Genomic DNA, 24,146 nt, shown 5'->3' on the forward strand with positions numbered 1-24,146 from the left:
TTATTCTTGAAGGTTAGGCTGAATAGGCATACTCTCTGCATTCTTGTTTTTAGCATATAAATACCCCCTTTTCCACCAGCGTGTCATTTTTTCTTTGTTGAAAATCAAAGAGTTGGTAGTTAAAATCGTTGGTGTATAATATAAGTTGATAATTGCATTTTTCTGGTTTGCCACTAATTTACCGACTCTAATATTTTGGTTTTCAATTCTATCCAAAACAAAACCTAACATATTGGTAATAAGCTCAAAAGGGTTTCGAGATGGCATTCTGTTGTAGTAGTTAACCTCGGTATGCAATACCACTACATCTACTTCCGTTGCCCCTCTAAGAATTGCTTCCTCAATTGGAACCAGACTTCCCAAACCACCATCAGCATACTCGCAACCATTTTTCCTTACGAGACTCATAAATGGCGTATAGTTAGCCGAAATCCAAATCCAATCACAAAACTCACCATAAGTACAATCATTAATGGATTTATACTCTACTTGGTTTAGCGATAAATTTGAAACAGTAATGACAATATCCTTGGTAGATGCCTTTAGCTCATTAAACTCAATCTCAGTAACACTGTCCCTTATGAGTTGACGAAGGTTTTCACTCTCTCCAAAAGTCTTTTTCCCTTTCAGTAGATTCTTTAAAATATTCCAATGGTTCATGCTAATGATATCCGCGCCATATTTTTTCTTAACTACAAAAGGGCAATTGTTGAAAATACTTTTTTGGTTGACGGAAGAGTAGATTTCTTTGATTTTGTTAAGTTTCCCAAGTGCTAAATGTGAAATAAGAAGACTTCCGGTGGATGTGCCTACAAATATATCATATTCGTTTCCGGCCTCCTCAATAAGGAATTGTGCCACGCCTCCAGCAAAGGCACCTTTACTACCACCACCAGAAATCACCAGTGCTTTCATGGACTTAATAATTTATTTAAAGTTTCTTTTTCTTCAGAATTTAGAAACCCGGATATACTTTCAAGTCGTTCTTTATATTCATTACTTTCACTCAACTCCTTGAGCAAATTTCTTGAAGACTTCTTAAACTGCCAAACATGATGCATGGATGCTTTTACCAAATTTATCAGTGCTTCATCACTTAAAGCTTGAATCTGACTGAGATATTGGAATGCCAATTGTCTCACTTCAAAATGATAATTGGGTGAAGTATACCCATTCAATTCTATATAATATTTTTGTTTCTTCTCTGATTCATAACCTTCTGTAATCAAAGCCAAGGCCAACCACATTAAACGAATATTTTTATTGGGCAGTCCAATGATATCTTTTGTCTTCGAAAGATATACACTCCTTTTCTCAGGAAAAGTAGACCACAATTTTATAAGTGTATTTTCAATAGTTACGTAACTATTATCATCTAAAAGCGATTCAAATTGTTGTTGGAGTTTTTCAGTTGACTGTCTAGCACCTGAAACACCATACAGCGAACTAGATAAGGCTCTTCGAATTTTAGTATTATTGCTGGCGAAAGCCTTTTCAATAACTGTAGTAGGTAAAGCTCGATGGTATTCTTTAATTAGATATTGCTTGAAATAAACGGAATTGGTCTTATCCCAGTATGCTTCATAATCTAAATCATCACTCTTAGCTTTTTTGAATTCATTTTCCATTTCAAATACTATGGCTAAAGTTTCAGATTCGCGTCTTAATTTTTCTTTTACTTCTCCCCAGGGAAATTCATCAGACTCAAGCCATTTTTCCCTAAACCCAGCCATTTTCTGACCAGATGCCAATTCTACTTCGATTAAAAAGTCTTCTATTGTAATATTTCTGAATTGATATTTTTTCAAATAGTTTTGGATTCCTGTCTTAAAAAATTTATCTCCAACTTGGTCCTTTAACATCACCAATGCCCAAGCTCCTTTTTCATAAAAAGTAAGGCTGTTTGCATTTGGGTCAGTCAAGGCTTCTCCTCCTCCATTCTCGGATAAATTATGGAGTGTTTTAGCAGTTTCGTATAACTTCCAATAAAAATAGTCATCCCCAAATAGATGTTGTTCAGCTAAATACGCATAGTAAGTGGCAAAACCTTCATGTAGCCAATGGTGCTTTCCACTCTGTTCTGTAACTAAATTTCCAAACCATTGGTGTGCCATTTCATGGGCATTTACATTTACATAATTTTTATCTACAAAAGCTGTAGAGTCTACCATGTAACTATTGGAAAAAATGGTCACACTAGTATTCTCCATTCCAGCATAAAGGAAGTCTTGTACAGGAACTTGCTTGTAGTTTTGCCATGGATAAGAAACACCTATTTCTTGTTCTAAAAAATCAAAAACCTCTTTTGTGTATCGATATGTTGGTTCCACATTTAAGCTATCCTTAGGCTCATAATACAACTCAAGAGGTACTCCAGAAGAGGATTTTAATGCTTTCTTTTCAAAATTACCTATGGCAAAAGCCACAAGGTAACTGCTCATTGGTTGGGTCATATCAAAATGCCAATCAGTAAGGCCTTCCTCGGTATTCTTTTTTATTAGTTTTCCGTTAGCTATGACTGTATGTTCCTCATCCGCATTAAGTATTAGGTCAAACTCAACTTTTTCAGTCATATCGTCAAAACTGGGCAACCAATGGCTAGTGTATTTTCCTTGTCCTTGTGTCCAGAATTGTTTTGAAAGAAGGGAAGAATCTTTTTCAATAAAATAAACGGTCTGCTTTGGTTTGGCAACATACCTAAGAAATAATTGATGTTCACCTAAGTTTTCTGGTGCTTTAAAAACGATTTGCTTTCCCGTATTTGAATATTCAATTTGTTTTTTATCCAATGAGGCATAGAGAAATTCCATATTGATTGCATCCACAAAAATAGAGTCTACTTTTGCTTTGATTGCAAAATCGTAGGTCACACTTCCCCAAATCTCCTCAGCATTAAAAATTGGTGTAATTTCTGCCTCAACTTTGGTAAAATCAACTGCGCTCTGTTCTTGCGCAAAAAGTGAAAGCGTAAATACAAAAAGAAACATAAACTGGAATAGCCTCATGGGAGCAAAGTAGCAAAAGTCAATCCAAATTACATATTTTAGTTCTATGAATTCCAATTTCTTGCAAACACCAATAGTTTATCTTAAAGGTGTTGGTCCAAACAGGGCCGAACTTTTACGTACGGAATTAGGAATCGAATCTTTTCAAGATCTGCTCCAGCTCTACCCAAACCGATATTTGGACAAAACCCAATACTATAAAATTGCTCAGTTAAAAGATAGCGGGGCTGATATTCAAATACTTGGAAAAATTATACATCTTAAAACCGTTGAACAAAAGCGAGGTAAACGTTTAGTAGCAACTTTTAAAGATGAAACCGGACAAATGGAATTGGTCTGGTTCCGAAGTCAAAAATGGATTCGTGAAAACTTAAAATTAAATGAGCCCTATGTCGTTTTTGGAAGAGTAAATAGATACGGAAGTACTTTTTCCATGCCCCACCCAGAAATGGAATTACAAAAAGTTCACCAAGCAGGGTTGAAAATTGCCATGCAGCCCATATATCCTTCTACAGAAAAGTTGAGCAACTCTGGTATTACTAACCGAGTAGTTTCAAAGCTGATTCAGCAATTATTTATAGAAACGAAAAATCAATTTCCAGAAACACTTTCAGTAACACTTATCAATGAATTAAAGTTGATTTCAAAAAGTGAGGCACTATTCAATATCCATTTCCCTGAGAACCAAGAATTATTGGCAAAAGCCCAATTTCGGCTAAAATTTGAGGAGCTTTTTTATGTCCAGCTCCAATTATTAAATAAAAAAGCTGTTCGTAAACAAAAAATTAAGGGTTTGGCTTTTGATCAAGTAGGTGATAATTTTCACCATTTCTTCAAAAACCATTTACCCTTTGAATTGACCAACGCCCAAAAGCGAGTCGTTAAAGAAATTCGCAATGATTTAGGCAGTAGCGCTCAAATGAACAGGCTTTTACAAGGTGATGTTGGTTCTGGTAAAACTATTGTGGCATTGTTGTGCATGCTTTTAGCTATTGATAACAATTACCAGGCCTGTTTAATGGCACCTACAGAAATCCTTGCGAATCAGCATTACAATGGCTTGAAAGAACTTTTGGGAGAAATGGATATCTCTATTGAAATTCTAACGGGTTCGGTAAAAAAATCTATCCGCAAGGGTATTCATGAACGCCTCGAAAATGGAGACCTAAACATCCTAGTGGGTACGCATGCATTATTAGAGGATAAAGTTCAATTTAATAGCCTTGGTTTGGCTGTGATTGACGAGCAACATCGCTTTGGAGTAGCCCAACGTTCAAAACTGTGGAAAAAGAACGAAGTGCCTCCTCATATTCTAGTAATGACAGCTACACCAATACCACGAACATTGGCGATGAGCCTTTATGGTGATTTGGATATTTCTGTGATTGATGAATTGCCCCCTGGTAGGAAACCTATCAAAACAGTGCATAGATATGATGCGAACAGATTAAAGGTATTTCAATTTATTAAAGATGAAATTAGAAAAGGACGCCAAGTTTATATTGTTTATCCCTTAATTCAGGAATCTGAAGCTTTAGATTACAAGGATTTAATGGATGGCTACGAAAGTATCTCGAGAGATTTTCCCTTACCTGAATACCAGATATCCATTGTACATGGAAAAATGAAAGCAGATGACAAAGACTATGAAATGAATCGCTTCATTAAAGGCGAAACACAAATCATGGTAGCTACAACTGTAATTGAGGTTGGAGTAAATGTGCCTAACGCTTCTGTAATGATTATTGAAAGTGCTGAGCGTTTTGGACTCTCGCAATTGCACCAACTAAGAGGTCGTGTTGGGCGTGGAGCAGAACAGAGTTTCTGTATTCTTATGACTAGCCATAAACTGTCCATTGATGCTAAAACCCGTTTAGAAACTATGGTACGGACCAATGACGGTTTTGAAATAGCCGAAGTGGATTTAAAACTGCGTGGTCCTGGTAATTTAATGGGTACGCAACAAAGCGGACTATTAAACCTTAAAATAGCTGATATAGTAAAAGACAATCAGATTTTGAAATCGGCTAGATACTACGCAATACAGCTTTTAAAAGATGACTCTAAGCTCGCAAAGCCAGAAAATTTAAAGATAAGACAAGCCTATGTAAATCTTACCAAGGATAAGGCTATTTGGGGGTATATAAGCTAAAAACGCAGAGATAGTCATTACCCCCTGCGCTTTTAAGTTTAATAAAATATTGAATTAATTAATTGCTTCTCCTTTTTCCGCTTTAGCGATATTGGCTGCTACCCTGTCCTTATTAGCTTGAGCAGGCGCATTATTCAAAGCAATTTTCAAATGCTTTAAAGTTGATTTATGATCTCCTTTTGCCGAATATGCCCTTGCCAAACCATAGTGTACAGGCCAAGTGTCCTTGTGGGTTTTGGCATTCCATTTAAAAACTTCAAGTGCTTTGTCTTTTTGCCTAGCTGTAATCAACTGACGTCCATAACCATGAACCTGAAAAACTGTTCCCATTGGCATGGCTTCCTCCATTATGGCCATTGCTTCGCTCATTTTTCCTTGCTTCATAAGAATCTGAGCTTTAATCCCCATGTTATTGAAGGTTTTTTGACTAAAGAACTGTCCAGCAATAGCGGCATCGATCCACCCCATAGCCTCACCTAAATCTCCGCCATTATTCAATGCATAATTTGCTGCCTGCTCCCATGTTTGTCTATTAAAGCCAGGTTGTGTTTGCATTTTTGAGCGGATATCTGCCAATACAATGTCAGTCACCCCTACTTCAACTTTAAATGGAATCTGTTTTTTTTCCCAATTCAAAGATGCAACGGCAGATGTAGCATCCACGTCATTAAACTCATATTTAAGTTGCTCAACATGCGGAATTTCTTGTGCAGTGACATTCACTTTTAATACATCTTCGGAAGGATCGTAAAAATAACTCCCCCAAGCACCATGATTTTTTGAAAAAATAATAGTTACAGAGTCATCTTCATTAACAATCATATGAAGTCCATATTTCCCTGCAGGAAGCATTTGACCTTCAACTTTAATGTCATGTGTCGTTTTAAAAATGGTATTCTCATTGGCTCCTGCACGCCATGGTGACTCTTTGGCAGTTCCAAAACCTAAATTATTCATTCCGTAGGGCACCAATTGTCCCCAAATTTCCCTGTCACCAACACTTGGTCTAGAATACATTATGGCAATGTCCGTAATACCTATGCGCTGTGCCACTTTTGCCTTTTGACTGCCTCTAGGAAGGTCAAGTTGGGCATTGATTTCTGATGTAATGCCAAAAATTGCCAATAATACAATTACTGATAGTCGTGAGTAAAATTTTTTCATCTGTTTCTTTTTAATTGATAAATAAACTGGTTGTTGTCCGCTAAAAGTATCAATCCAAGAATGTTAACCTAGTTAGGGTATTGTTAAAAAATAAGCTAACTATGTTAAAATGAATATGTTAAGGCTAAAATAAGTAAGCTCCGATTGGAGTTTACCAAAATAGATGAAAAAGGAGTTTCTAATCTATAAAATATAATCGGTACTTAAAAAATTACTCACTTTAGCATCCAGTAATTGCTCAATGGTATCATTATTCAATTCATTGTCTTTAAAGGCAACGAATGTCCTAATGGAGAATGAGCGTAAAGCATCATGAACACTCAAGGTTGCCTGTGCAGAGTCTTTTCTGCCAGTAAATGGGTATACATCTGGCCCACGTTGGCACGAACTATTTAGATTGACCCTACACACCAAGTTTGCCAGTGTATCTATTAGCGGAGAAAGAGTGTAGACATCTTTCCCAAATAAACTTACTTGTTGTCCATAATTGGATTCCGCCATATCATCTAAAGGTTCCTCTATGTCCTTAAATGAAAGAACTGGTATTACAGGACCAAACTGTTCCTCTTCATAAACGCGCATATCCTTAGAAACAGGATATAATACGGCTGGCCATATATAATTCTCTGAATGCCTTCCGCCTTTTTTATTTTGAATTTTTGCTCCTTTTACCAAAGCATCATCTATTAGCTCTTGAATATATGCCGGTTTATCCGGTTCAGGAAGCGGTGTTAGCTTTGCTTCTTCTTCCCAAGGGTTTCCAAACTTTAGATTATCTATGCGCTCTGAAAAACGTTTTAGAAATTCTTCTTTAATATCCTCATGGACATAAACCACCTTTAAGGCTGTACACCTTTGTCCGTTAAAAGAGGTTGTTCCCGCGATGACCTCATTGATTGTAAGGTCTAAATCTGCATCTGGTAATATGATAGCTGGGTTCTTCGCCTCTAAACCTAGAACTAACCTCAATCGATTACTTTTTGGATGTTGGTCTTGTAAAGCATTTGCAGACTTACTATTTCCGATCAATGCTAAAACATCAACTTTTCCCGTCTTCATTATTGGGGCCGCCACTGCTCTTCCCCTACCAAACAAAATATTAACCACTCCTTTTGGAAAACTACTCTGAAAAGCATCTAACAAAGGCGTAATTAATAAAACTCCATGTTTAGCTGGCTTAAAAACCGCTGTGTTTCCCATAATGATTGCAGGAATCAAAAGGGCAAATGTTTCATTCAACGGATAATTATAAGGTCCTAAACACAGAACAACTCCTAATGGCCCTCTTCGAATATGAGCATATACATCACCTGATTTATGGAACTTGGCCGCATTCCTATCTATTTGCTTGTAATCTTCAATGGTGTCGTAGATATACTCAACCGTTCTATCAAACTCTTTTTGAGAATCTGGTAAAGACTTGCCAATCTCCCACATTAATAACTTTACTATCTCTTCCCGTTTAGTTTCCATCTTTTTTACAAAAGACTCCATACATTCAATACGGTCTTTAACTTTCATTGTGGGCCATACCCCTTGCCCTTTACCGTAAGCATCTAGAGCAGCATCCAATGCCTCTAACGCTTCAGGCTCTCCCATATCAGGAATACTACCTAAAACTGTAGGTGCATATGCTTTGGTTGATGAAATGGTTGAAGTTACTTGAGTAGTTTTACCATTCCATTTTTTTAATTCACCATTTACCAAATACGAGTCATGGTGGATTTCTTTTGTTATTTGAAATTCTTTAGGTATAGTATTCATATATGTGTTCCATTATTTGTCTCAAATTAGGTATTGAAACAAGTCAGGTTTATCATTTAAATAGTCGCCAAAAAAGCTATTTTCTTTCATCCTTTTTATCAGCGGAGCAAGGTCTTCAGAAGATTTTAATTCAATTCCAACAACCGCTGGGGCATTCTCTCTGCTGGATTTTTTTGAATACTCAAAATGAGTGATATCGTCGTCTGGACCAAGAATGTCAGCAACAAACTCTTTCAATGCGCCTGGTCGTTGGGGAAACCTAATGATAAAATAGTGTTTTAGCCTACTGTAAAGTAAAGCACGCTCTTTTATCTCAGCGGTGCGGGTAATATCGTTATTGCTTCCACTAACAATACATACCACATTTTTACCCTTAATCTCTTCTTTAAAAGCATCTAAGGCCGTAATTGTTAATGCACCTGCAGGCTCTACCACAATTGCATCCCGATTGTACAGTTCCAAAATAGTCTGACAAACTTTTCCCTCATCAACCGTTTCCATTTTGTAAAGGTGATCTTTACATATTGAAAAGGTGTGGACTCCAACTTTTTGCACTGCGGCACCGTCTATAAACTTATCTATTTCTTTAAGCTCAATACGTTCCCCATTCTCAATGGATTTTTTCATCGATGGAGCACCCGAAGGTTCAATTCCAATAATTTTAGTGCTTGGCGATAAAGCTTGAAATGTGCCACATAAACCAGAGGCTAATCCTCCACCACCTACTGCAACAAAAATATAGTCGATTGGTTTTTCTGATTGCTCTAAAAGCTCTAAACCAACTGTTGCTTGTCCCTCAATAGTTTTTGGATCATCAAACGGATGCACAAAGGTTTTATCTTCAACTTTACATGCAGCAATAGCTGCTTTATAAGAATCATCGAAAGTATCTCCCTCTAATACAATTTTCACCCACTCTCCGCCAAACATTTTGGTCTGGTCAACTTTCTGATTCGGTGTTACTACTGGCATATAAATAGTGCCGCGTACTCCTAAATGATTACACGCAAAGGCGACACCTTGGGCATGATTACCTGCGCTAGCACAAACAACACCTCTTTTTAATTCTTGATTGGAGAGCGAACTTATCTTATTGAATGCTCCTCGAATTTTGTAACTGCGAACACGATGCAAATCTTCCCTTTTGAGCAAAATGTTTGCACCAAACTCTTTTGAATAACGAATACTTTGCTGCAATGGAGTTTGACTCGCCACTTGACGAATAGTCTTTGCAGCTGAATAAATATCCGCAATCTTGGGAAAATATGAAGTTTCCGTTTCTTTCATGAGCTATAAACGAAAGGGTATAGTTACCCTTACTATTTTAAACAATTGGTTTCATTGCAGTCATAGATTCTCTAAGTCGTGCCCCAACAATTTCTACTGGATGTTCACGCAAGGCTTTGTTAACCGCAATTAATTTAGCATTGTCAACTCCATTGCCTTCAGCACCCGCAAAAGATTTTCCTACAACATCAACATCAATGCCTTTCATAAAATCTGCCAATAAAGGTTTACAAGCATGGTCGAATAAGTAACATCCATATTCTGCAGTATCAGAAATCACACGATTCATTTCAAATAACTTTTTCCTTGCAATAGTATTGGCAATTAGTGGGGTTTCATGTAATGATTCGTAGTAGGCAGATTCCGCAATAATTCCAGATTCCGTCATCGACTCAAAAGCCAACTCTACTCCTGCTCTAACCATTGCAACCATTAAAACACCATTGTCGTAGAACTCTTGTTCGCTAATTTCATTATTGCCAGCTGGTGTTTTTTCAAAAGCAGTTTCGCCCGTAGCTGCACGCCATGTCAATAAATTTTTATCGTCATTGGCCCAGTCTTCCATCATGGTTTTGGAAAAATGCCCGGTCATGATATCATCCATATGCTTTTGAAAAAGAGGGCGCATAATATCTTTTAATTCTTCAGATAGCTCAAATGCCTTTATTTTAGCTGGGTTTGACAAACGATCCATCATATTGGTTATCCCACCATATTTCATCCCTTCAGTTATAGTTTCCCAACCATATTGAATGAGTCTTGAGGCATAACCAGCATCAATTCCCTTTTCAATCATCTTATCAAAACATAGTATAGAACCTGTTTGTAGCATACCACAAAGTATGGTTTGCTCTCCCATTAAATCTGATTTTACCTCAGCTACAAAAGAAGATTCCAAAACACCGGCTCTATTGCCCCCAGTGCCAACCGCATAGGCTTTTGCCTGTGCTAAACCTTTTCCTTCAGGATCGTTATCAGGATGTACAGCTATTAAAGTGGGAACACCAAAACCTCTTTTGTACTCCTCTCTTACTTCGGAACCAGGGCACTTTGGAGCAACCATTATTACGGTCAAGTCTTCACGTATTTGCATACCTTCTTCTACAATATTAAACCCATGGGAATACGATAAAGTAGCGCCTTTTTTCATTAACGGCATTACAGCTTTTACAACAGCGGTATGCTGTTTGTCTGGTGTAAGATTGATAACTACATCAGCGTCTGGGATTAATTCCTCATAATTCCCAACGTAAAAACCGTTTTCAGTAGCATTGATATATGATTGTCTTTTTTCCTTTATCGCGGCATCACGAAGTGTGTACGAGATATCCAGACCAGAATCCCGCATATTTAACCCTTGGTTCAATCCTTGCGCACCGCAACCCACGATGACTATTTTTTTTCCTTTTAAAGCAGTTACACCATCCGAAAATTCTGAAGATTCCATAAACCTACACTTACCTAATTGTGTTAGTTGGTCTCTAAGTGATAATGTATTAAAATAATTTGTCATTGTGTGTTCTCTTTAATTTATTGTTTTAATTGGATTAGTTGTATTGAAATTCTTTAAGTAGAGCAGATATCTGCATCTCATCTTTTGTAACTGAAATTCGTCCTGAGCGAACAAATTGCATTATACCAAAAGGTTTTAATTGCTCATACATTTCATCTATCTCAAATCGTCTCCCCGTTTTTGCTAGAACAAAAAAGTCCCGGGCAACAGTTACAATTTGAGCATTGCTCTCTTTTATGATATTTTGAATCTGTCGTTCATCAAAAAGTAAATCTGAAGCAATTTTAAACAAAGCAGATTCCTGAAAAATGGTCTCATCATCAGTATGATAAAATGCTTTGATGACTTCAACTTGCTTTTCTATTTGACCAACAATATTATGTACCCATGTTTCTGTAGTATACACAACTATAGTAAATTTTGAAACATTATCAATCTCTGATTTTGATACATTTAAACTCTCTATATTAATGTGACGCTTTAAAAAAATACCTGATATTCTATTTAACAATCCCACATTATTTTCGGAATAAACCGATATGGTAAACCATTGTTTTTCTTTATTTGAAGTGCTCATTTAGTCTTATTTTAATCTTATATCAGAAACTGCTGCCCCAGAAGGAATCATTGGAAATACATTATCTTCTTTTTCCACTTTAACTTCCAAGAAGTATGGCTTATCTGATGCAATCATTTCTTGAACCGTAGCTTTTAAATCTTTTCGCTCATTTACACATTTTGCCTTAATATGGTACCCCTCAGCAATTTTAACGAAATCTGGATTTACCATTACAGTAGAAGCATAGCGTTTATCAAAAAACAATTCTTGCCACTGACGCACCATACCCAGGTGATCGTTGTTCAATACCACAATTTTCACGGGAATATTATGCTGGAAAATCACGCCTAGCTCTTGGATGGTCATTTGGTACCCACCGTCACCAATCACAGCAACCACTTCCCTATTCATAGCACCCATCTTGGCACCAATGGCTGCTGGCAATGCAAAGCCCATAGTCCCTAATCCACCAGAGGTAATATTGCTTTTAGTTTCTTTAAACTTCGCATATCTACAAGCAATCATTTGGTGCTGACCCACGTCTGTTACAATTGCTGCTTTGTGTCCAGTTGCTATATTTATCTCTTCAATTACCTCACCCATAGTAAGTCCATCTTTGGTTGGGTGAATATCCTTTTTTATGACAGTGTCGTACTCTATCTGATATTTCTTATCAAACTCATTTAACCATTCTTTATGAGAGTTTGAATTGATATGTGGAAGCAATAAGCTTAATGTCTCCTTGGAATCTCCTAAGACTGGAACATCAGCTCTTACATTTTTATTAATTTCAGCGGGATCTATTTCAAAATGGATAACTTTTGCTTGCTTTGCGTATTCTTCTAGCTTTCCCGTTACACGGTCATCAAAACGCATTCCAATAGCAATTAACAAATCACATTCATTGGTAAGTATATTTGGTCCATAATTTCCATGCATCCCAACCATACCAACATTTAAAGGGTGATCCGTATCCAATGCTGATGCTCCCATAATTGTCCAAGCTGCGGGAATTCCAGCCTTTTCAACTAAAGATTTTAATTCTTCCTCTGCTTCTCCTAAAATAACCCCTTGACCCCATACAATGAAAGGCTTTTTAGCAGAGTTAATCAACTTTGCGGCAGCTTCTATAGCTGATATTTCAGGTTTTGGAGTGGGCTTATAGCTTCTTATCCCATTGCACTTTTTATAAGAGAACTCAAATTCATCAAATTGTGCATTCTTTGTAATATCAACCAAAACGGGACCAGGTCTACCTGATTTAGCAATGTAAAACGCTTTGGCCATCACTTCAGGAATCTCAGAAGCCTTGGTTATCTGATAGTTCCATTTAGTGACGGGGGTAGAGATTCCAATGATATCGGTTTCTTGAAAAGCATCTGAGCCCAATAAATGTCTTGGTACTTGCCCGGTAATACAAACCATAGGTGTTGAATCTATCTGCGCATCTGCCAACCCAGTGACTAGATTGGTCGCACCTGGGCCTGAAGTAGCCATAGCTACACCAACTTTACCAGAAATCCTTGCATAACCTTGGGCAGCATGTGTAGCTCCCTGTTCGTGCCTAGTCAGTATATGGGTTAATTCGTCTTGAAACTTGTATAATTCATCATATACAGGCATAATTGCACCACCTGGGTATCCATACAGTAAATCTACCCCTTCAGCTAGCAAGCAATGAATTATTGCTTCCGCTCCAGAAATTTTAATATTAGATTTTGTCTTGTTCTGTTTCTCTTGAGCTTTTAGTGTTTCCATCAGCGCAATTTTAAAGCATATCAGTAACACAGCCTTGTGAAGCTGAAGAAACTGTTTTAGCATATTTATATAAACTTCCTTTTTTCACCTTTAAAGCTGGTTGCTCCCAGCTAGCCTTTCTTTTTTCTAACTCATCTTTTGATAAATCTACCGAGATAGTGTTTTTTTCAGCATCTATGGTAATAATATCTCCATCTTTCAAGAACGCTATATTTCCGCCATCCTGAGCTTCTGGGGCAATGTGACCAACAACAAATCCATGGGTGCCACCAGAAAACCGTCCATCAGTAATTAGTGCTACATCTTTACCAAGTCCAGCGCCCATAATAGCGGCTGTAGGTTTCAACATCTCTGGCATACCAGGACCGCCTTTTGGACCTTCATAGCGGATTACAACAACATCACCTTTTTTTACAAGACCCTGTCTTATTCCATCATTAGCGGCAAACTCGCCTTCGAAAACCTTAGCTGGACCTGAAAAATGCAAACCTTCTTTTCCTGTAATTTTAGCCACAGAACCTTCTACCGCCAAGTTCCCAAAAAGAATACGCAAATGCCCCGTTTCTTTTATAGGGTTATCCAAGTCTTTAACTACTTTTTGACCCTCAATCAAACTAGGTACTTCAGCTAAGTTTTCAGCTATTGTTCTACCGGTAACCGTTAAACAGTCACCATGCAGCATCCCTTTTTCCAGCATAAATTTCATCACTGCCGGCACACCACCAACTCTATGTACATCTTCCATCAAATATTTTCCACTTGGCTTTAAATCTGCCAAAAATGGAGTTGTATCACTAATATGCTGGAAGTCATTTAGTCCAAAATCAATTTCCGCAGCTTTAGCAATGGCTAAAAAGTGCAATACAGCATTAGTTGAGCCACCAAGCACTGTAATTAAGCGTACCGCATTTTCCAATGATTTTCTTGTAATGATATCAAGTGGTTTTATGTCTTTTTCCAAAAGGTGCTTTAATGCCCTACCTGAAGCAATACAATCAACCTCCTTTTCTGAACCAGTAGCCGGATTAGAAGAATTGTAAGGAATTGCCATTCCCAATGCTTCAATTGCAGAAGCCATAGTATTTGCGGTATACATGCCACCACAAGCACCGGCTCCTGGGCATGCATTTTGTATTACTGCTTTGTAATCTTCTTCATTTAAAGTACCAGCTACTTTTTCTCCCCAGGCTTCAAAAGCAGATACCACATCCAGCTTTTTATCCTTTAAACATCCGGAAGCTATTGTCCCTCCATAAACCAATACCGAAGGTCTGTTTAAACGAATCATTGCCATTAATGCTCCTGGCATATTTTTATCACATCCCACAACGGTTACCAAGCCATCATAGTTCATAGCCTGTACAACAGTTTCCATGGAGTCCGCAATAATGTCACGGGATGGTAAAGAGTAACGCATACCATGAGTACCCATTGAAATTCCATCACTGACACCTATTGTATTAAATATTAAACCTACCAAGTCTTCTTGTTGAATCCCCTGCTTAACATATTTTGATAAGTCATTCAAATGCATGTTGCAAGGATTCCCTTCATACCCAGTGCTCCCAATTCCAATAAACGGCTTCTTTAAATCGTCTTCAGACAGGCCTATCGCATAAAGCATGGCCTGAGCGGCTGGTTGCGTAGGATCCTGAGTAACATTTTTGCTGTGTTTGTTTAATTCCATTAAAAGATTTCTTTCAAATTCCAGTTATCTCCTGTAAATACTTCTCTAATCAAAAATAATTGTTTCGAATACCGAATTATTTTAACAGTTTACGATGCTCTAAATTCATTTAAATTCATATTCATTCATATTGCTGATTATCAATTGATTAAATCAAAATAAAATACCATACTCATTCCTTCACAAAAGACACAAAAAAAGCCCTGACGTCGCTGTCAGGGCTTTTCAGAATAACATATACTGAAATCACCCCGATACCGGAATAATTACAATTATGTTAATCACTATATTTTTGTTGTTCATGACATAATAGTAGTAAAATTAATTTTCGTCACAAAATCAAGCTACATTTTATACTTTTAACCGCTATGGAAAAAACAGTATCTCAAGCTATTAATTACCGCCGTTCAGTTCGTGTTTATAAAGAAGGCTCAGAGTTAGATGATGAAAAAGTAAAACAGTGTATTTATAATGCTACGCTAGCGGCCACAAGCAGTAATTTACAACTATGGGAGTTTTACCATATTATCGAGCCTGAGGTGCTTAATAAAATGACAATAGCATGTTTGGGCCAAAACGCGGCAAAATATGCTAAGCAATTGGTTGTGATTGTTACTCGTAAAGATTTATGGAAAAAGAGGGCTCAAGCTAACATTGAGTTTTTAAAGTCAAACCTTGGAGATAAGCCACTCTCCGAATATACCAAACGTGAAAAATTCGCCTTGGCTTATTACCAAAAGCTAATTCCAACATTATATTTTGATTTTCTTGGAATTATTGGATGGCTAAAGTATTTAGCTTTTCAAATAGTCGGTTTATTTAAGCCAATTTATAGACAAGTAAGAAATTCTGATATGCGTATCGTTGCGCATAAAAGCGCAGGTTTGGCCGCCCAGAATTTTATGGTAAGTATGGCCGCAATTGGTTATGACACTTGCCCTATGGAAGGTAGTGATACACTAAGGATTAAAAAAATATTGGGGCTACCTCGAGGAGCTGAAATAAATATGGTAATCAGTTGCGGAATAAGAGATGAAAAAGGCATCTACGGCCCTAGGTTTAGAATCCCTTTTGAGGAAGTCTACCACAAAATTTAAATTAACTTAAATTTTAAAAAATCTCCATGTTTCTTTTGCGCCAAAACGCTTATGGCCTCTTCACTTAATTGTAATATTCTTGGGTAACCCCCAGTGGTTTGACCATCTTTCATTAAAATAATTAATTTGCCCGCTGGAGTAAATTGAACAGTACCTGGAAGGGTCGCAGAAGTTAATACTGTATTTGAGTGACCCTCTATAGTCTCATTCAATTGGTAAGCCATTCTATTATTCTCTTTAGAAATAGAAAAATCATTTATAAAAAGTTCCTCTAGTTGCTTATCATTGAGCATATCATATTCCGGTCCTTTTTGAACTTCCAAAAAATTAAAATCTAAATTAGTGCCTGTTTGTAATTCAGAAATTTTTGGTTTAAAATTGCTTGTCTCTTCAAAATTCAACTCTTGGGATTCTGCTATACACTTGGTATCAGATAATGGAAAATACTGTGACCTACTTCCCAGTACTATCTGGGTCTTAAAGCCACCTTTAACAGCCAAATAGCTTCTAAATCCTTTTTCAAGTCTACCATAAGATAAAATGTCTCCTTTTACAATTTTATATACTTTGTAATTATCTATAGGTTTGTTATTTAACGTTGGGGAAAGCCATGCACCAGCAAGTGCAATGTAGGTGTCACTTTCAAATAGAAGTGTTGGCCCTGTCATCGTGATTTCTAAAACAGCAGCATTTTCTTTATTCTCCAACAACGTATTGAGTCGAAAAACAGAAATCATATCCATTGCTCCTGAGACTGGGACTCCCTTATCACGATATCCAAACCTACCACTATCTTGAATGGTCGTAAAAAAACCTGGTTTTAATACTTTAAGCATCTAGAGCAATTTTCTCAGGTTGGTAAATCCCCACTTCTCCTTCTATCTTAAAAAGGTCATGTTCAGCTCTGGTAATGGATTCAAACTTTATCTTATCCCCTACTTGTACAAAACAAGGTTTTTCAGAATCAACATTAAAAATTGGGATAGGGCAATTGCCAATAATATTCCAACCTCCGGGGGATTCTTGCGGATATATTCCAGTCTGCTTGCCTGCTAATCCAACTGCACCCTTGGCTACTTTTAGCCTAGGGGTCTTTTTTCGTTTGGTTTCCAAAGATTTTGGCAGTCCGCCCAAATACATGAAACCAGGCAGAAAGCCAATTCCGTAGACCGTATACTCATAAGAAGAATGGCTTTCTATTAATTCCGTAATGCTTGTCTTAAGATGGGATGCAACTTCTTCTAAATCTATTCCGAATTCATTATCATAACAAACGGGTATTTTCCAAAGAAATTTATTTGTTTTAACAGTAATTTTTCTATCCGAATAGAGTCTAGGTAGTTCATTTTTAAAATCTTGCAAATCAAAAGAATCATTAGAAGAAATAATGGTTAAAGAATTGTATGCGGGAACAAATTCTAACCCTTCTTTAAATTGATTCTTCAAGATAGTTTTAAATCTAATAATATCATTTAAAATACCTTCTTCTATCTCAATTGGCCATTCGACCAGAATCGCTTTTTTACCAAAATCTTTTACTGTAATGGGGTAACTTTTCACTTACTTATTTTAATATGGTGTTTTGGTAATTCTTCTGTAAGATACATCAATATTTCCATTGCCGTTGGAGTATCTCCATGAATGCAAAAGGTATCTGCTTTTATATGTGAGATAGTTCCAGAAACAGTCTTAACCGAGCCATTATTTATGATAGGTAATAAATGTTCTAAAACTTCCTCAGGACGTGTGATAAGAGAATCTGGTTTTTTTCTAGACACCAAGGTTAAATCTTTATTGTAATTTCTATCACAAAAAGCCTCATACCATATTTTGAAACCTTGCTTGGTAGCTTCCCTAGCAATGATTGAGTCATATGGAACGTATAGGATTGTTTCATCCTTATAGTTACCAATAGCATCTAAAAAAACATGCGCGAGCGTAACATCTTTAGCTATACCATTATATAAAGCACCGTGCGGTTTAATGTGATGCATCTTTATAGCATTTGTCTCTATAACTTTTTGAAAGGTATTTACCTGTTTTTCGATACTGTTCTTGAGTTTCGTATTGGATATTTTGATATCTACTCTTCCAAAACCCTTTTTATCTGGATAACTCGGATGTGCACCTACTTTAACTTTATACTTTTGGGCAAGTAAAGCGACTTGCAATATTGATGTTTCGTCCCCTGCATGACCGCCGCAAGCAATATTACAAGAAGAAATCAAGGGGAAAAGTTGCTTTTCATTACCAAAACCTTCACCTACATCAGAGTTAATATCTATGCTTTTCACTTCCATTTACAATAGGCCAAAAACTTTAAAGATACTTTTTGCTCCCAATAAAACGGAGAGGCCAATAATTAAAAGTCCAAATATGTTTTGAATCCTTGTATTGGTGTATGTACCCATGACCCTTTTTTTATTTACTATCCACACTAGTAGACCAGCAATAACAGGTAACAAAATCCCATTTGCTATTTGGGCAAATTGTATTATTTCAATTGGTCTAATTTTAAATGAAAGACAGAATACTCCAATAAGCAATATGCTAATCCAAACCAAACGAAACTTCCAATCCTTTAAGCCAGCCTTCCAGCCGAAACAGCTATTAACAACATAAGCAGCGGCTAATGGTGCTGTTATTGAAGAAGTAATGCCCGCCGCAAAAAGCCCTATACCCATGAAATATCTAGCGGTTTCTCCAAATAGGGGTTCCAAACCTTTTGCTAAATCTAAGGCTCCTGTTATTTCAGTAGATGATATTGCAGAAGCAGATATTATAATCGCCATCGAAACCATACCTCCAATACCAATTGAAATTAATGTATCCCACTTGGCAGTTTTTAAATCATTCTTTGTCCATCTTTCATTAACTAAAGAGGCATGCAAAAACAGATTATAAGGGACAATTGTGGTTCCTACCAATGCGATGATTGTAAAAGCACTTTTTTCGGGAAAAGAAGGTTGGAACAGACCTTTTAAAACTGAAGAAATTTCTGGTTTTGTTAAAATGGCTGTAATTAAAAAAGAGATGCTCATTAAAAAAATTAAACCCATAAAAGCTCTTTCCAAGGTTTTATAATTGCCCATCCACAATAATACAAAAGCTAACAAACCAATTACAAAAGGGTAGAGTTTTGAGTAACTATCACCAAACAATGCCTGCAATCCCAATGTTGACCCACCAATGTTACCTGCTTCATAAGCAGCGTTACCTATTAAAATAGCTCCTAAAATAATTATAATAATCAGCGTTCTTAACCACTTAGAAGTAAGTTGTCTTCTTATGGCATGTGCCAATCCATTTTGCGTCACAATCCCTAAACGTGCAGCCATTTCCTGCAAAATCATTGTTGCCAAAACAGAAATTAACATAGCCCATAACAGCGAATATCCAAATCTAACTCCCGCAATCGTACACGCGGTGATAGTACCTGGGCCAATAAATGCAGCGGCGATTAAAATACCAGGACCAATTTTCTTAAACATATTTAAAACCATTTAAGGAACATGCTGTTAAAATAGAAGAAAAAAAACCATGCGCAATAGAATTTTCACAACAATTTTAACATTTTAATTTACCGTTTATCTAAAAAATGATGGTTCACCTAAAAAGATTTATGTCATACGTCGATTACTGATAATAATCCAAAAAAGTTACTGTTATACTAATCCCAAATCTTAATATTAATACCAAACGACCTACTTAACATGACCTGTAAAGATTGTGAGAAAAACATCGGCTATGAAGAGCACAAAAATTCTATGGACTCCCTTGGAGTAGAATTATGTGCTAGACATACAAAACTTATTAAAAAAGTAATCTTAGACAACGGAACTCCTCTTGAAGCTATTCATTTATTCTATGCTTTAAAAGAAGCTGGTGTAAATCCCATGCTAGAATGGTGGGATGGTAAAAAATCCGTAGACATGGCTATTTCCAGAGTAAAGCTTAATATTGAGATTGACACTGATTATGAAATGATTACACATGACCAGGCAATCAATGATCTAGAGCAGGCCATGCATTCTTTTAAAAATGGATTTACCACTATACGGATTCCTCATGTCGTAATCAAATATTATTTGATTGATACTGTAAAAAACATTAAAGGAATTATAGAAGGCCTAAGAGCTAATATTAAGGTGATTGGTTAAAATCACCCTAACCAACCTTCTCGATCCAAGCTACGGTATTGTATAGCTTCACTTATGTGGTTACCATTTATGGAATCCAAGCCTTCTAAATCAGCAATTGTGCGAGCTACTTTGAGAATCCTATCATAAGCTCTAGCTGATAGGTTAAGGCGTTCCATTGCATTTTTGAGTAGTTCTTTCGAACCCTTATCTAGAACACAGAACTCTCGAATCTGTTTAGTACTCATTTGAGCATTGTAATGTACATTAGCCAATTCACTAAATCTTTTAGTCTGTATTTCACGAGCAGCAGTAACTCTTTTCCTAATTTTAACACTACTTTCTCCTTTTCGTTCCTCAGATAACTTCTCAAAAGGTACAGGTGTAACTTCTATATGAATATCGATTCTATCCAGAAGTGGTCCAGATATTTTACTCAAATAACGTTGCATTTCTGCTGGCGAAGATGTCACTGGAGCGTCTGGATCGTTAAAGTAACCACCTGGACTTGGGTTCATACTGGCTACCAACATAAAACTACTTGGATAGGTAACCGTGAATCTAGCCCTAGATATTGTCACCTCTCTATCTTCCAAAGGTTGCCGCATAACTTCTAAAACTCCTCTTTTGAATTCTGGAAGTTCATCCAAAAACAATACACCGTTATGTGACAAAGAAATCTCTCCAGGTTGCGGATAAGCTCCTCCCCCCACTAGGGCAACATCAGAAATGGTATGATGTGGAGATCTAAATGGTCGTTGGCTCATTAAACCCATGTTTTTGATTTTGCCAACAACACTATGTATTTTGGTGGTTTCCAGTGCCTCATGTAAAGTCATTGGAGGTAAAATTGATGGTAAGCGTTTTGCCAACATCGTCTTTCCTGCTCCAGGCGGACCTATCAAAATAATGTTATGTCCTCCAGCCGCCGCTATTTCCATACAGCGCTTAATACTTTCTTGCCCTTTGACATCAGAAAAGTCAAACTCTGGAAAGTCCAAACTTTTATAAAATTCGGCTCGCGTATCAATTATTGTTTGCTCCAATGGTTTTTTAACATCAAGAAAATCAATAACTTCCTTTATGTTTTCTACACCATAAACTTTTAAGTCGTTAACAATCGCGGCTTCTTTTGCATTTTGTTTTGGCAAGATAAAACCTTCAAACCCTTCTTCTTTAGCCTTAATTGCAATGGGTAGAGCTCCTTTTATGGGTTGTAAACTACCGTCCAAAGAAAGTTCTCCCATAATCAGATATTTTTCTATTTCATCAGATTGAATTTGGTTAGAAGCTGCCAGTATTCCCATGGCTAAAGTTAAATCGTAAGCAGAACCTTCCTTGCGCAGATCTGCTGGTGCCATGTTTATGGTAATCTTTTTACCCGGAATCTTATACCCATTATTTTGCAGTGCAGCTGCTATTCTATAATTACTTTCCTTGATTGCATTATCTGGGAGACCAACTAGATGGTATCCAATTCCTTTATCGATATTAACCTCTACAGTAATTGTGGTTGCCTCAACGCCAAAGACAGCGCTACCAAAAACTTTAATGAGCATAGTTTACTTTCCAGAAGGTTTAAATGTAAGTAAAGAAGTTGAGGTTTGCATTATTTCCTCTTTATTCATCATCATTTTTCTAAATTCTCCCTTTACATACATTTCTGCTTGATCTTTGTAATATTTGCTAAAAGGATTCCCGGATTGACCAGTTGGTAAAATACTTATACTGTTCTCTATATCTGAAAAATCAATGATACGACGAGTTGAAGGTCCTGAGCTAACACGGTAAAAACCAGTACTATCATAAGGAAAACTCATATTATTTATTACCTCTCTCGTACCTTCAACAGCAAAAGGTCCGACATTAAAATATTTTCTTAAAGATTCAACTTGTCCAATTGGGTGTTCATGCTCTAAGGTATGTACTTTCTTCCATGTCCAATCAGCAGGGTGAGGTCCAAAATCTCTAACTAAAGAAGCCCATGCGTCCGAAAATGACTTTATAGCAATATCATCACGTGTCTCTATTTTATCTTTAGTATGCACATTGTCCCACCAAAGACCATTTGTATTACCAGTCCCCCAAGCTATTTGTCTTTTAAGAAGATGCGTGGATAAAAACTGTTTAAACTGCTCTTTCCCCAGCTCATCCTCAAAAGTATTTTTTAAGACATAATATTCACATCTATGATATAGCGCTGCATTAGTGTTTTCCAACGGATAATTTCCTTTCCAATTTTTAAGTGCATCTAACTGTACCAATTGTTCTTCAGAAAAACCAGAAATATCCACCAATTTAATGAGTTCAGTAACAAGCTCGGGATTTACGGAAGATGTGACATCCAATATCATATCACTTACCGTTTCTTTATCCCAATCATCTTTATCATCTAAAAGAGCGGTTATTCGTTTTGCGCGGTTTTCGGGCAAATAATATCCAGGGTAAAGCATCCCTGAAATTGAATCAGGCTGATTGTTAGCTGAATACACATAGTTCCAATCAGGATTTATTGCATGGGGATTTTCCGAAAAGTCTAAAAATCTGATAGGTTCCTCCATACCCGAAACCCCATTAAGAATAAATTTTGTTGAAATACTGTCTGGCATCTGATAGAGTTTGGCAGTTGCCCACCAAGCCACATTGCCCTTGGCGTCCCCATACATAACATTAAGACCTGGAGCATGTATTTTTGGAAGTGACCTTTCGAATTCCTTAATATCTTTAGCATGAGTCATTCCATGTAAAGCATCCATAACTTCATTATCTATTTGGGTATAAATCCATGACATGGAAACTGGTCTCTCCCCACTTATCTGATTTGCAATTTTATTCAACACTGGCCCATGTCTGGTTTTTTTATAGCTAAATGCCACAGGTTTTTCGTCTTTTACTTTAATTTCTTTTGAAACTACCTCATATGATTTCCAGCCAGATTCGGTCTTATATTGGGTACTATCCGAAGGGTTTGTTTCTTCGTAATAGAAGTTTAGATCATCATTTTGAAACATAGTTAGGCCATAAGCCAAGTTTCTGTCGTGTCCCAATAATGGGAAAGGAACACCTGCCAAATGATAACCATACTTTTCATAATTAGGAGTGCTTACGTGTGCTTCATACCATACGGATGGTTGTGCAAAGCCAATATGGGGGTCATTGGCCAAAATCACTTTGCCATTTTTAGTTTTTTCAGGTGCAATAACCCAGCTATTGCTTCCAACAAACTGTGGAATAGGTAGTTTTTCTAAAGCATCAATTACACTAGCAGTAATGCCAACTGGTATACTATCATTAATCTTTTCTCTATAATTTTTAATCCATACAGTACTACTATCAGAGTTAATTGCCAGTTCATTAACATAATCAGCACCCCACTGATTTCGAATATTTGTAAGTAAAGGGTCTGTTTTGTGTGCCATAGCAAAACTAAATGCCATATAACCAACTGCGTTATAAATATCTTCCAATGCAAAGGGTTCTTTATCCAAACCTGTCAAATAAAATTCAACTGGCGTTGGTCCTTCTTCAATAAATTCGTTTACACCATCAAGGTAAGCCTGAGAAAGTACAACCATCTCTTTGTCTGTATCCAAGAAAGAAACCGTTCTCTTCGTATGCTCATCTATTCCTAGGGAAAGAAAAAACTTATCAGTTGAAATTAAGTCCTTGCCAAAAACCTCTGAAAGTCTGCCTTTGGCTACACGACGCAGGAGCTCCATCTGCCAAAGCCTATCTTGCGCATGAACATATCCCAATGCCTTTATTGCATCAACCTCATTTTCAGCATAAATATGTGGAATTCCATAGGTGTCATAATAAACATCAACATTAGAACTAATGGCTGTTAATTCCTTAGTTCCTTCATAATCTGGCTTCAAGGAATTAATAAAGAAGAAGCAAAATATGCCAATGAGCACCAATAAAAATAACAGCACTAAAAGTGCTTTCTTTATTATTCTCATGTAAAAGTTAAGTTAGTTGAGCTTTAAAGTTAAGCCTTATTCCCGAAAGCTGCCAAATA

The 24,146-nt window shown here is 36.8% G+C and carries 18 protein-coding genes; 3 read left to right on the top strand and 15 right to left on the bottom strand.

All coding sequences use genetic code 11. The features are described from left to right. Positions 1-915 (bottom strand): patatin-like phospholipase family protein, encoded by a 915-nt coding sequence (locus AACP56_RS01585; protein ID WP_339334162.1) that lies wholly within the window; start codon positions 913-915, stop codon positions 1-3. Continuing rightward, positions 912-3,005 (bottom strand): M1 family metallopeptidase, encoded by a 2,094-nt coding sequence (locus AACP56_RS01590; RefSeq protein WP_339334160.1) that lies wholly within the window; start codon positions 3,003-3,005, stop codon positions 912-914. Before AACP56_RS01590 ends, AACP56_RS01585 begins: the two co-directional genes overlap by 4 nt. Before the next feature lie 46 nt (positions 3,006-3,051). Here AACP56_RS01590 and recG point away from each other — a divergent pair, with 46 nt between their 5' ends. Then, positions 3,052-5,157 (top strand): ATP-dependent DNA helicase RecG, encoded by a 2,106-nt coding sequence (gene recG, locus AACP56_RS01595; RefSeq protein ID WP_339334158.1) that lies wholly within the window; start codon positions 3,052-3,054, stop codon positions 5,155-5,157. Between the two features lie 54 nt (positions 5,158-5,211). On the opposite strand, the gene AACP56_RS01600 is transcribed toward recG, so the two are convergent. From AACP56_RS01600 to ilvD, 7 genes are all read right to left on the bottom strand, one after another. Continuing rightward, positions 5,212-6,321, bottom strand: coding sequence for a DUF2911 domain-containing protein (locus AACP56_RS01600; RefSeq protein WP_339334156.1), 1,110 nt, complete (start codon positions 6,319-6,321; stop codon positions 5,212-5,214). A gap of 183 nt (positions 6,322-6,504) precedes the next feature. Continuing rightward, positions 6,505-8,085, bottom strand: a complete 1,581-nt coding sequence (locus AACP56_RS01605) for an NADP-dependent glyceraldehyde-3-phosphate dehydrogenase (RefSeq protein ID WP_339334154.1) — start codon at positions 8,083-8,085, stop codon at positions 6,505-6,507. A gap of 21 nt (positions 8,086-8,106) precedes the next feature. Next, positions 8,107-9,372 (bottom strand): threonine ammonia-lyase IlvA, encoded by a 1,266-nt coding sequence (ilvA, locus tag AACP56_RS01610; protein ID WP_339334152.1) that lies wholly within the window; start codon positions 9,370-9,372, stop codon positions 8,107-8,109. Between the two features lie 37 nt (positions 9,373-9,409). Then, positions 9,410-10,885, bottom strand: coding sequence for a ketol-acid reductoisomerase (ilvC, locus tag AACP56_RS01615; RefSeq protein ID WP_339334150.1), 1,476 nt, complete (start codon positions 10,883-10,885; stop codon positions 9,410-9,412). Between the two features lie 34 nt (positions 10,886-10,919). Next, positions 10,920-11,462 (bottom strand): acetolactate synthase small subunit, encoded by a 543-nt coding sequence (gene ilvN / locus AACP56_RS01620; RefSeq protein WP_339334148.1) that lies wholly within the window; start codon positions 11,460-11,462, stop codon positions 10,920-10,922. A 6-nt stretch (positions 11,463-11,468) separates the two neighbouring features. Further along, positions 11,469-13,202, bottom strand: a complete 1,734-nt coding sequence (gene ilvB, locus AACP56_RS01625; protein ID WP_339334146.1) for a biosynthetic-type acetolactate synthase large subunit — start codon at positions 13,200-13,202, stop codon at positions 11,469-11,471. 10 nt (positions 13,203-13,212) lie between these two features. After that, complete coding sequence (gene ilvD / locus AACP56_RS01630) at positions 13,213-14,889, bottom strand: dihydroxy-acid dehydratase (protein WP_339334144.1); 1,677 nt, start codon at positions 14,887-14,889, stop codon at positions 13,213-13,215. A gap of 368 nt (positions 14,890-15,257) precedes the next feature. On the opposite strand from ilvD, the gene AACP56_RS01635 reads away from it, so the two are divergent. Beyond that, complete coding sequence (locus tag AACP56_RS01635; protein WP_339334141.1) at positions 15,258-15,986, top strand: nitroreductase family protein; 729 nt, start codon at positions 15,258-15,260, stop codon at positions 15,984-15,986. On the opposite strand, the gene AACP56_RS01640 is transcribed toward AACP56_RS01635, so the two are convergent. From AACP56_RS01640 to AACP56_RS01655, 4 genes are read right to left on the bottom strand one after another with little or no spacing between them, the layout of a single operon-like run. Next, positions 15,983-16,822: a 5-oxoprolinase subunit C family protein gene (locus AACP56_RS01640; RefSeq protein WP_339334139.1), complete on the bottom strand. Its 840-nt coding sequence runs from the start codon at positions 16,820-16,822 to the stop codon at positions 15,983-15,985. The genes AACP56_RS01635 and AACP56_RS01640 overlap by 4 nt on opposite strands. Beyond that, positions 16,815-17,546 carry a 5-oxoprolinase subunit PxpB gene (pxpB, locus tag AACP56_RS01645; RefSeq protein WP_339334137.1) on the bottom strand — a complete coding sequence of 244 codons (732 nt, stop codon included), beginning with the start codon at positions 17,544-17,546 and terminating at the stop codon, positions 16,815-16,817. Before pxpB ends, AACP56_RS01640 begins: the two co-directional genes overlap by 8 nt. After that, positions 17,543-18,286, bottom strand: a complete 744-nt coding sequence (gene pxpA / locus AACP56_RS01650; protein WP_339334135.1) for a 5-oxoprolinase subunit PxpA — start codon at positions 18,284-18,286, stop codon at positions 17,543-17,545. The genes pxpB and pxpA overlap by 4 nt, the downstream gene beginning before the upstream one ends. Continuing rightward, positions 18,287-19,477, bottom strand: a complete 1,191-nt coding sequence (locus AACP56_RS01655) for an Nramp family divalent metal transporter (RefSeq protein ID WP_339334133.1) — start codon at positions 19,475-19,477, stop codon at positions 18,287-18,289. Between the two features lie 222 nt (positions 19,478-19,699). Here AACP56_RS01655 and AACP56_RS01660 point away from each other — a divergent pair, with 222 nt between their 5' ends. Then, positions 19,700-20,146, top strand: coding sequence for a hypothetical protein (locus AACP56_RS01660; RefSeq protein ID WP_339334131.1), 447 nt, complete (start codon positions 19,700-19,702; stop codon positions 20,144-20,146). 2 nt (positions 20,147-20,148) lie between these two features. Here AACP56_RS01660 and AACP56_RS01665 read toward each other — a convergent pair whose 3' ends face one another. Beyond that, entirely contained in the window at positions 20,149-21,684 is a 1,536-nt protein-coding gene (locus tag AACP56_RS01665) for a YifB family Mg chelatase-like AAA ATPase (protein WP_339334129.1), read from the bottom strand. A 3-nt stretch (positions 21,685-21,687) separates the two neighbouring features. Continuing rightward, positions 21,688-24,087, bottom strand: coding sequence for a penicillin acylase family protein (locus AACP56_RS01670; RefSeq protein WP_339334127.1), 2,400 nt, complete (start codon positions 24,085-24,087; stop codon positions 21,688-21,690). Positions 24,088-24,146 lie beyond the last annotated feature (59 nt).

It is taken from the genome of Croceitalea sp. MTPC6 (assembly GCF_036985525.1).
In the GTDB taxonomy this organism is placed as follows: Bacteria; Bacteroidota; Bacteroidia; order Flavobacteriales; family Flavobacteriaceae; genus Croceitalea.